Genomic DNA, 1331 nt, shown 5'->3' on the forward strand with positions numbered 1-1331 from the left:
AACGTTGGTGGCAAACCTAAGTTGTAGTAACTGTTTGGAATCAGCTCCATCACCAACGCAAGCTCTTTACCGTCATCCACTTGCGCGATGGATTTCACTAAGTTGTTGTGATGCCCAGATTGCAAACACGCTTCAAGTTCATCATGAGGATAGCCGTCACTGGTGACCTCGCCCTTGAACACTTTTACCGCAACTTCACTCGGGAAGTTGTATTGAGCATCAATCCAGTTAGCATGAGAAATCACGCCACTTGCCCCTTGGCCGAGAACATGGTTAAGCGAGTAACTGTTTGTGGTCACTTTCGGCACACTGTCTAGCGAAGATGGGTGTTTGCAGAATGGATTACCTGCAAAAGCAAACCATGCCAATTTAGGTAGCTTCATCAACACATCCGGAAAGTGCTCTAGCTGGTTCGCAGAGAGGCGAACCAATTCCAAATTAACTAAGTTTTCCATGCTACTTGGCAGTCGTTTGATGCGATTGCCCGCCAATGCAAGCTTTCTTAAGCGCGACCTTTCACCCAGACTGTTTGGCAGCGTTTCAATCTCGTTGTCAGTTAGGATCAGCCAACGTAACTGACTTGGTAGTGAGGCTTCACTCACCACTTTGATCTTATTGGTTTTAAACCCAACCATTTCAAGGTTTGGCAGCTTGCCCAATACCTCTGGTAAATGGGTGAACTGATTATTGGAAGCAAAGATGATTTTTAGTTTGGTCAGCTGTTCCAGCTCTTGTGGTAAATCTGACAGTGCGTTGCCGGATAAATCTAACACTTCAAGTGAGTCTGCAAGCTCTAAAATTTCCATAGGGAACTCAGTTAGCCCTTCCGCCAACTTCAGTTGTTTAAGTCCTACTAATTGTCCTGTTTTTAATTGTTCTAGAGTCTGCAAAACCAAGCCTTCTGATTGAATGGAAATAAGCGGCGTAGTGTACGTGGCTTGAGGCAGAAAGGCGAGTCATGGGATTGAATACCATGGAATCAAAGCAACCAAAGGATAGAAGTGAAACCATTGCAATGGTATTACAGCACCGGTGAGTGCGAGTCAAAACATCAGGAACAACCGAAATGGTTGTACTGAAACACAGACTTTTTATCTGGGTTTAATGGCGTTACACTACGCGCCCTTTTTAAATGGCAAAGGTGACACGGTTTATTCCGTCAGCATCGACATGAAACTCTCAGAAAGTCCTATCACCCAACATAGCTTTAATGGGCGCAAATTTTTCCTTAAACGTGACGACATGCTCCACTCCCACTTTTCTGGGAACAAAGCACGTAAGTTTATGGCGTTAATGGAAGAGCAAAATCCCGACATCACCACGTTAATAAG

At 44.6% G+C, this 1331-nt stretch carries 1 protein-coding gene and 1 pseudogene; one reads left to right on the forward strand and one right to left on the reverse strand.

Annotated elements, in window-relative coordinates; all coding sequences use genetic code 11:
• Positions 1-890 (reverse strand): leucine-rich repeat-containing protein kinase family protein (locus R7P67_RS24635; RefSeq protein ID WP_318086295.1); only part of this gene is annotated, 890 nt, incomplete at its 3' end.
• Positions 891-1104: 214 nt separating this feature from the next.
• On the opposite strand from R7P67_RS24635, the pseudogene R7P67_RS24640 reads away from it, so the two are divergent.
• A pseudogene (locus R7P67_RS24640) lies at positions 1105-1331 on the forward strand (1-aminocyclopropane-1-carboxylate deaminase/D-cysteine desulfhydrase); the annotation flags it as partial.

The organism is Vibrio sp. Vb0937, assembly GCF_033338855.1.